Annotated in this window: 7 protein-coding genes and 2 pseudogenes; 6 read left to right on the top strand and 3 right to left on the bottom strand. The window is 66.3% G+C overall.

Annotated features, from left to right (window positions below):
- Both AC1DWT_RS47845 and AC1DWT_RS47850 read right to left on the bottom strand, forming a co-directional pair.
- The coding region (locus AC1DWT_RS47845) for a patatin-like phospholipase family protein (protein WP_477925955.1) at nucleotides 1-120 on the bottom strand (120 nt) is incomplete at its 3' end.
- A gap of 354 nt (nucleotides 121-474) precedes the next feature.
- The gene (locus AC1DWT_RS47850) at nucleotides 475-999 is read right to left on the bottom strand and encodes a hypothetical protein (RefSeq protein ID WP_241031612.1); all 525 of its coding nucleotides are present in this window, start codon (nucleotides 997-999) and stop codon (nucleotides 475-477) included.
- A gap of 361 nt (nucleotides 1000-1360) precedes the next feature.
- Here AC1DWT_RS47850 and AC1DWT_RS47855 point away from each other — a divergent pair, with 361 nt between their 5' ends.
- The 4 genes from AC1DWT_RS47855 to fabG all read left to right on the top strand — a co-directional run bounded on the left by AC1DWT_RS47855 (nucleotide 1361) and on the right by fabG (nucleotide 4752).
- Nucleotides 1361-1843 (top strand): MarR family winged helix-turn-helix transcriptional regulator, encoded by a 483-nt coding sequence (locus AC1DWT_RS47855; RefSeq protein WP_206015705.1) that lies wholly within the window; start codon nucleotides 1361-1363, stop codon nucleotides 1841-1843.
- Between the two features lie 342 nt (nucleotides 1844-2185).
- Nucleotides 2186-2944: a nitroreductase gene (locus AC1DWT_RS47860; protein ID WP_206016295.1), complete on the top strand. Its 759-nt coding sequence runs from the start codon at nucleotides 2186-2188 to the stop codon at nucleotides 2942-2944.
- 79 nt (nucleotides 2945-3023) lie between these two features.
- Nucleotides 3024-3752 carry an SDR family oxidoreductase gene (locus tag AC1DWT_RS47865; protein WP_206015706.1) on the top strand — a complete coding sequence of 243 codons (729 nt, stop codon included), beginning with the start codon at nucleotides 3024-3026 and terminating at the stop codon, nucleotides 3750-3752.
- Between the two features lie 301 nt (nucleotides 3753-4053).
- Complete coding sequence (fabG, locus tag AC1DWT_RS47870; RefSeq protein ID WP_206015707.1) at nucleotides 4054-4752, top strand: 3-oxoacyl-ACP reductase FabG; 699 nt, start codon at nucleotides 4054-4056, stop codon at nucleotides 4750-4752.
- Between the two features lie 917 nt (nucleotides 4753-5669).
- Here fabG and AC1DWT_RS47875 read toward each other — a convergent pair.
- Nucleotides 5670-5823: pseudogene (locus AC1DWT_RS47875) on the bottom strand (esterase family protein); the annotation flags it as partial.
- 693 nt (nucleotides 5824-6516) lie between these two features.
- Between AC1DWT_RS47875 and AC1DWT_RS47880 the strand changes: the two are divergent.
- Together AC1DWT_RS47880 and AC1DWT_RS47885 are read left to right on the top strand one after the other, a co-directional pair.
- The gene (locus tag AC1DWT_RS47880; RefSeq protein ID WP_275957902.1) at nucleotides 6517-7293 is read left to right on the top strand and encodes an amino acid ABC transporter ATP-binding protein; all 777 of its coding nucleotides are present in this window, start codon (nucleotides 6517-6519) and stop codon (nucleotides 7291-7293) included.
- Nucleotides 7294-7307: 14 nt separating this feature from the next.
- A pseudogene (locus tag AC1DWT_RS47885) lies at nucleotides 7308-8117 on the top strand (glutamate ABC transporter substrate-binding protein); the annotation flags it as partial.
- Nucleotides 8118-8353 lie beyond the last annotated feature (236 nt).

The following is an 8353-nucleotide window of genomic DNA, read 5'->3' on the forward strand; positions in this document are numbered from 1 at the left end:
GGTACCGACCAGAATCGTCGGCGGACGGCCGAGTCGGGGCAGCAGCGAGGTGATGGCGCCGGCCTCGTAGGCGCCGCGGGCGCCGCCACCCGAGACGACGAGTCCCACGCGCTCGGCCACCCGCTGACAGTAGCGAGCCGCTCTGGCCTGTGGGAGCGTTTGACTGGTTTCGGGCTGTCGCGGTGACGGCGCCCGTCGGTGGCGAGGACATCGGCCCGGATCAGTCGACCCGGTTGATCCAGGCGACACTTGGCCCGCGGTCGAGCCGCCGGCAGCCCGAGGTAGTGCCGGGTGATCGTGGCGTGCTCCCGCGAGGATCCCTGCCGTAGTTGTCGCCAGGCGACGATGACATGCCCGGTGGTGACCTGCGAGTGCGGCAGTGGTTTCCTCGTCGATCATCGTTGTTGCTCTATCTACCGCTCTCTAGTCCTTGTCCGCGCGGGTTCGCACAGGGCACGACGGGGCCCATGTTCCCTATTCCGGCGGACGGTCGGGAAACGCGGAAAGATTGACGTCGAGAAGGACATTCAGCCATACCAGGGCATCGACCAGGGTCTCTGCTCGGACGAGTGGAGAGGGTTCGCTTTGGGCGGCGTCGAGTTGCACCCGGGCCCCGACGCGGTCGCCGGCGAGCAGCGCCATGACCGACCGCAGGATTCGGCTCGCCGATGCGGGCACCTCGTCCAGACCGAGGTGCCGCCCGCGGGTGGTGTGGACCTCGAGGACGAATGCCTCACCGTTCTCCGGGTATCCCAGACGCGCCGTGATCACGTCCGCGATCGCGGTGACGAGCCAGGTGAGCACACCGCCGTAGAGGGACCGGCGCGCCCTCTCCGGTCCCGGTGCACGCACGAGCGGGGACAGCTCGGCGGACAGGGCGCCCATCTCTCGGTTCCCGAGGAGTTCCACCAGGTGCCCCGCAAGCCTCGCCTCGTGCGCGAAGTCGTCGACGTTCGACCCCATCGACATCGAATACCCGCCGCCGCTGCCGGCACACACGTGTCGTACACCCTGGTCACGCCTGTAAAACGTGGATCGGTTCACAGGTTCCAGAGTCGGAGCAGCGTTGCCCGCAGGCGGGCGGAGACAATGCGGTGGTCGGTGCGGAGCCCGGGGCCCGGGTGCCCGAGGTCGATCCGTGGCGTCGCGGGTACGGCACCGCTTTGCGGGGTGCGGGGTGCGGGGTGCGGGGTGTGGGGTCGGTGTCGATTGCCGGCGGGTGGATCGACTGGTTGTCGGCGGTGCGCCCCGCGGTCGTGATCAGGTCCTTCCGGCGTGGGTTGGAAGGGACTGCAATAGACGTGACCTTTTGTTTCAGATGAAACCGTATCGAATGAATCGATGGCGGTAATGTGGCCTCATGACCGCCCGTGTTCCTCGCAGAACCACCGCCTCGCGGGCGACCGGCCGCGCCGGGGATGCATCGCCGTTCGCTCTCGGCTTGCTGCTGCGCCGGGCGCACTGGCACGCGGCCGCGGTGATGGCGGAGGCGCTGCGGCCGCTCGGCATCGAGTTGCGGCATTTCGCGGTGCTGATCGTGCTGGTCGACCGGGGGGCCACGGTGCAGGGGGACCTGGTGGCGGCGACGGGGTCGGACAAGGCGGGGACCGGGCGAATCGTGGACGACCTGGAGCGTCGGGGGCTGGCGGTGCGCAAGTCCGTGCCGGGGGACCGGCGGGCGCGGGCGGTGGAGATCACGCCTGCGGGTCTCGAGCTTTTCGATGCGGCGCATGTGGCGGCGGAGCCGCTGGCTGAGCGTCTGGTTGCCGTCTTGGGGCCCGGCGAGCCCGAGCAGCTGAGGGATCTGCTCACCCGGTTCCTGTCCGCCGACGGTCAGGGGTAGGCGCGCCCGCGTATTCCGGTTGCCTGCCGGTGGGCGCGCGTGATCTGACGGGGTTGTCGTGGCGAATCCGGACTCGAGGCCTGCGGCCATCGGTGCTCCGCGCCGGCGCCCCTCGGCGGACCCCGCTGGCCGGCGGGACATGGTTCCGGTGGCGGATTCGGTCGACGACGGCGACGTTCGTGGTCGGCGCCCGTGCGGGTCTCCCTCCTTGCGATGCGTCGGGGCTCGAATGTCACACCAATTAGTATTGAATGAGATCATATTGAATGAGATCATATTGAATGATACCGTATCGAACGTAACGAAAATCGGTAAGTCGAGCAGATGGGGAAGTGGGAGGTCGTGGACACCTATCACGCGGTCACGAGCCGACGGGCGGTGCGCGGATTCACCGACCGGCAGGTCCCACGGGAGGTGCTCGAGCGTGTGCTGTCGGCCGCGGCGTGGTCCCCGTCCGGATCGAACATTCAGCCGTGGCACGCCTACGTGCTGACCGGTGCGCCGCTGGCCGAGCTCAAGAAGCGCGCCGGCGAGCGTGTGGCGGCGGGTGAGCCCTGGGACGAACGGGAGTACGAGATGTACCCGCCCGTGCTGAAGTCCCCGTATCACGAGCGCCGATCCGCCTTCGGTGAGCAGCGCTACGGCGCACTGGGTATTACGCGCGAGGACTGGGAGGCGCGCCAGAGGGCCGCTGCCGCGAACTGGGACTGTTTCGGCGCGCCCGCCGCCCTGTTCTGCTACCTCGACCGCGAGATGGGTCCGGCTCAATGGGCCGACGTCGGCATGTATCTGCAGACGGTCATGCTGCTGCTCCGCGCCGAAGGCCTGCACAGTTGCGCCCAGATGGCCTGGTCGGTGTTTCGCCGGACCATCGCGGAGGTGCTGTCACCCCCGGACGGGCTCATCCTCTTCTGCGGCATGTCGATCGGGTTCGAGGACACCGCGGTGGGGTATGCCCGTACGGGTCGGGCGCCGCTGGACGAGACGGTCACGTTCGTCGATGACTACCAACAATCGCCCGCTGCTAGTCGGTCGGCGGGGGAGTCGTCGCAGGACACCGGGCGGCCAAGCCTGTCCGGTCCTCGCCCGCCGCTCGCATGACAGCCGTCCCCGGATCCCCGGGGGCCCGCTGACCGTACGAATAACCAGTTCAACCCACGACAAGAAAGTAGGGCATCTCATGAAGTGCGCAGTCATCGGCGGTACCGGGCTGATCGGGTCGCAGGTCGTGCAGAATCTGAATGCCGCCGGGCACCAGGCGGTACCGCACTCGCAGTCCACCGGCGTCGACGTCATCAGCGGCCGGGGACTGGACGAGGCGGTGGCCGGGGTCGACGTCGTCGTCAACCTGACCAATTCCCCGACCTTCGACGACGCCTCCCCGGCCTTCTTCCGGGCCTCGATGGACAACCTCCTGGCCGCGGCCCAGAGGGGCGGCGTCGGCCACTTCGTCATCCTCTCGATCGTCGGCGCGGACCAGGTTCCGGAGCTGGACTACTACCGGGCGAAGGTGCTGCAGGAGGACATTCTCGCGGCCGGGCCGATCCCGTACTCGATCGTCCGGGCGACGCAGTTCATGGAGTTCGTCGACGCCGTCCTGTCCTGGACCGCGGACGGCGACACGGTCCGGTTGCCCGCCACCCCGATCCAGCCGATCGCCTCCAAGGACGTGGCCAGTGCGGTGGCGGAGGTCGCCGCGGGCGCCCCGCTCAGGGGCATTCGCAACATCGCCGGCCCCGAGGTCTTCTCCCTGGACGAGCTGGGCCGGATCGCCCTGTCCCGCAAGGGCGACAACCGTACCGTCGTTACCGACCCCACCGCCGGCATGTTCGCCGTCGTCAAGGGCGACGTCCTGACCGACACGCACGCTCACCTCGCCCCCACCCGCTACGCCGACTGGCTCTCCTGAGGCGCCGGCGCCTTCCCCTGACGTGTGGACCGAGACTGCCGCGAGCCGAGGCCTGACCGACCCCGGGGGATGGCAACACGCGGGGGACGGCCGGGGTTGCCTCTGCGGCCACCGCATGTTGCTGTGCAAGGAACTTTGGTAATCATTTGTACTGTTCGGTTTTCGGTGCCGGTTGTGCATGATATCGGCGAGTAAGGAGCGCGTCGGTCATCGTGCCGATCGAGAACAATGCTGCGCCCGCGGGGTTTGAGTAACCCGCCACGAATCCCTGAACGATCTACACCTACTGGAGGTAACCCCTTTGCGCGTCCTCGTCACCGGAGCGAACCGAGGAATCGGCGCCGCGATCGCCGGCCACCTCGTCACCGAGGGGCACACCGTGTGGGGCACGCACCGTGGCTCCGCCGTGCCGGACGGTGTCCGCGGCGTCGAATGCGATGTGACCGATGATGACTCGGTCGACCGCGCGTTCACCCATGTCGAGACCGCAGACGGTCCCGTCGAAGGCGTTGTCGCCAACGCCGGTATCACCGACGATGCCCTCGTGATGCGCATGAGCAGCGAACAATTCACCCGAGTGGTGGACACCAACCTGACCGGCGTCTTCCGGGTCACCAAACGCGCGACCCGCAACATGCTCAAACACCGCGTCGGCCGCATCGTGGTCATCGGCTCGGCCAGCGGCCTTTCGGGGATGCCCGGCCAGGTGAACTACACCGCAGCGAAGGCCGGCGTCGTCGGGATCACCCGGTCGTTGGCCCGCGAACTCGGCTCACGTGGCATCACGGCCAACGTGATTGCACCCGGCTTCACCGAAACCGACATGGCCGCGGCCGTCAGCGACACGGTCGTCGAGACCGCGCTCTCCCACATTCCGATGGGACGGTTCGGCAAGCCGGAGGAGGTTGCCGCCACCGCGGCGTTCCTGCTGAGCCCGGGCGCGGCCTACATCACCGGCACGGTCATCAACGTGGACGGCGGAATTGGGATGGGGCACTGAATTTCGCCTCTGAACTGCACGGACGGAACGTCCCCGAGAAGTGCCCCAGCCTGCTGTGTACGAGACTCGGTACGGCGGCCAGGGGTGGGTAGGCCGCTCAATGCCGCCACCGCAACTACCGTGACGGGTCGGACTTTCGGTCGGGCCCCGGCACGATGCCGGCGTCGCAGCATGCGCGGATGCCGGCAATCCTGCGTCCACCCTGCTTCAGGTGCGTGGTCGAGGACACGAGGTCGAGGCGATCTGCATGCAGTGCATTGCCTTTCGGATATCCGGGCGCTGTGTCGAGGGTGGCCAGTCGGAACCGTGCTATCGCGTCGTGGCTGCCGTGCGTGTCGGCGAAGGGGGTTCTGTGTCGTCCGCATCGTTGTCGTCACCAGTTCTCGAGACTGCCCCTCACCCGTTCGTCTGCTGGGGGAGGTGGCAGCACCTCGCGGGTGTGGCGTGAGTGGGCGCGGTGCCGCGATGTGGAGGCGTCGGTGTTCTTTGCTCCGGATTCCGAACGTGTCGGTGCTCGGGTCCGCCGCGAGGCCGCGGCCCAGTCACGGGGTGTGGTGTCACGACATCGGGAAGGCGATGTTGTCGCGGCCTTGAACGGGGTGTCCTGGACGCACCTCGCAGAGAGGGAGCACCGGAGGTGATGCTCGAGGCGTTCGGCGAATCCGACCCACCCTCGTTGAGCGGGCAGCGTTCGTCGCGGCAGGGCTGAGCGTCAGCGCCGTCGAGCATCGCGAGCTCGCCCGGGCGAGGTGAGGGCGCCGCAGGTTCCGCACCCTGATCGGCGGTACGACGACCACGGTCCATGCGGAGAGCGCGACACGCTGTGCGTACGGCGTCCTGATCCCTGCGAATAGCCAACGGGGTCAACCTGGCTCGGGATTGGTGCCCCGTTGCTTGTCGAAGGCTCCGGGCTCGAGTCACAGGCCGCGCAGCGGCCCGGCAATCACCGGCCATGAGTCCTTGAGGTCGTCCTGCCAGTAGCCCCACGGGGTGGGTGCCTGAGTTGCGAAGGTGGAAGGTCGCCGGGATACCCAGCTCGTTCAATCGGCTCTGCAGATTATGGGTGCAGTGGCAGTGTCCGGGGGAGATAGACGAGATCGTTCTTCCCTGCGAGAGCAATTCGTGGACGGCGGCGTGGCGTTCCCGGGTTCGGGTGGCCAGGCGACCGTCAGCCAGGCCACTTTCGGTCGGGTCGGTAGTCGCGGAGGAGGGGTTGTCGATCCCGTCGTTGGTACTCGTGGTCTCGGTGGGTGGGCGCAGGTCGACGCGGTGGCGGATCACCGTATTCTCCACCGCGCCGACGAGGCCCGGCCACAGGTGCCAGCGGTCGGCGACCTGGATCGCGTCCGGGGAACCGGAGCCGCCTGCTGGCACCTGTGGCACAACCTGGCGGGCTGAAGTGGCACAACCTGGCCGAGATGATGGGACGAGCGTGAATGCTTTTGAGATGCTGCGCGACTTACAGACAGTGAATTTTGAACCTTCTGTATTGGCTACGTCACTGTTTGACTGGAATTCACTCCACCTCACACGCGAGGTATTTCATATGGCTCTCGCCCCGAAAGGATTTCCCGTGCCGACACCACCATTGCGTTCGACGCGAGCGGCACTTGGCGCCGCGTCACACGGTCGCCGACTCCACGTCGGGATGCCGCACATGACATCGATGTACATTACGTCAGATCATGTAACTCGGACCCACCCGGGCGTTCTGTCCGGCTGCTTGGTGTCGCCCGCCGATTGTCGTCGTGGGGAGGTGCGGCGATGAAAGCCCCCGCGCCGGCCCTCGAAGCCACAGCCACTGCGGCTCCGATGGTCGAGTTGCGCGGTATCGACAAGTACTTCGGTGCGGTTCATGTGCTCAAGTCGATCGATCTCGAGATCCCCCGGGGTCAGGTCGTCGTTGTCCTGGGACCGTCGGGGTCGGGTAAGTCAACGTTGTGTCGCACGATCAACCGCCTCGAGTCGGTGACTTCCGGGTCGGTCAGTATCGATGGGCAACCCTTGCCCGTCGAAGGCCGGGAGCTGTCTGCGCTGCGTGCCGATGTCGGAATGGTGTTCCAGCAGTTTAATCTGTTCCCCCACATGACGTGTCAGGACAACGTTGCCCTGGCCCCCCGCAAGGTCCGCGGAGAGAACAAACATCTCGCCGCGCAGAAAGCGCTGGAATTGCTCGAGCGGGTCGGGATCGCAGATCAAGCGCATAAGTATCCGTTGCAGCTGTCGGGCGGCCAGCAGCAGCGGGTCGCGATCGCGCGTGCATTGGCGATGAAACCGAAGGTCATGCTCTTCGACGAACCCACTTCGGCCCTGGATCCGGAAATGGTCAACGAAGTACTCGATGTCATGAGTGCACTGGCCAGGGATGGAATGACGATGCTCGTCGTGACGCACGAGATGGGGTTTGCGCGGCAGGCAGCGGACCGGGTGATCTTCATGGCTGACGGCTCCGTCGTGGAGGACACCACACCGGCGGCTTTCTTCGCCAACCCGGCCACCGACCGCGCCCGCAACTTCCTCGCTCGGGTTCTTCAGCATTGAAAGGTGGGGTCCGCATGATGAAGAAAGTAGTCGTCTGCCTGTTGGCGGGGCTCGTCGTTGTGTTGTCTGCAGGTTGCGGCAGCGCGGCCTCCGGCCCGGGTGAGGGTGGGCATTTGACGATCGGTATCACCTTCGATCGCCCGGGGATGAGTCTGCGTAATGTCGACGGCTCGTTCTCCGGCTTCGACGTCGATGTCGCCCGGTATGTCGCCAATTACATGGGCGTACCGCCCGGCAACATCGAGTGGAAGGAAACACCGCCCTTCCAACGGGAAGTGATGCTGCAAAACCGTCAGGTCGACATGGTCGTCGCGGCCTATTCGATCACAGACGCCCGAAAGGAGAAGGTGTCCTTCGCCGGACCGTACTTCGTGGCCGGGCAGAGGTTGCTGGTCGCTTCGGGTGACAATTCTGTCAATGGGCCCAACGATCTCAACGGCAAGCGCTTGTGCGCACCGACCGGTAGTGCGCCGGCGCAGAACATCAAGAAGAACTACGCTCAAAACACACAGCTGCAGGAGTACGACACGAATGTCGCCTGCATCGAGGCACTACGCAACAACGCAGTCGATGCCGTCACCTCCGACGATGCAATCCTCGCCGGATTCGCGGCGGGCGATCCCCAACGTTTGCGACTTGCGGGCCCGGCGTTCACCACCGAGAAGTACGGCATCGGGCTGAATCGCCACAACGACGAACTGCGCAGCAGGGTCAACGATGCGATCGAACACTTCGTCGCCGATGGGTCCTGGCAGCGGGCGTTCGATGAGAACTTGGGGGTGTCGGGGTACCGGCCGCTGCCGGTGCAGCCCGTGGACCGCTACACCACGGCCGCCGACACGTCGACTAGCCTGGATTTTTCGTGCGGGAGCGCGGACCGGGGTGTGCAGATAAGCGAAAGTGCCTGTCCTGCACGGCATAATGGGACTTCTCTAGGGTTCCATAATGCTGACGGGAAGGCACTTCGCAGGTGAAGAGTATCGCAGCGGGTTCACGGGTGAAAGTCTCCGCCGACGGACGGGGCGTGGTGTCGCATGCCGGGGTGGGGATGCTGCGGGAG

The sequence above is a fragment of the Rhodococcus sp. P4_B6 genome, assembly GCF_056402215.1.

What these genes read in the sequence shown, in the direction of transcription:
- AC1DWT_RS47880 (WP_275957902.1), top strand. Translation starts at nt 6,517, where the DNA reads ATGAAAGCCCCCGCGCCGGCCCTCGAAGCCACAGCCACTGCGGCTCCG.
- AC1DWT_RS47865 (WP_206015706.1), top strand. Translation starts at nt 3,024, where the DNA reads ATGAAGTGCGCAGTCATCGGCGGTACCGGGCTGATCGGGTCGCAGGTC.
- AC1DWT_RS47855 (WP_206015705.1), top strand. Translation starts at nt 1,361, where the DNA reads ATGACCGCCCGTGTTCCTCGCAGAACCACCGCCTCGCGGGCGACCGGC.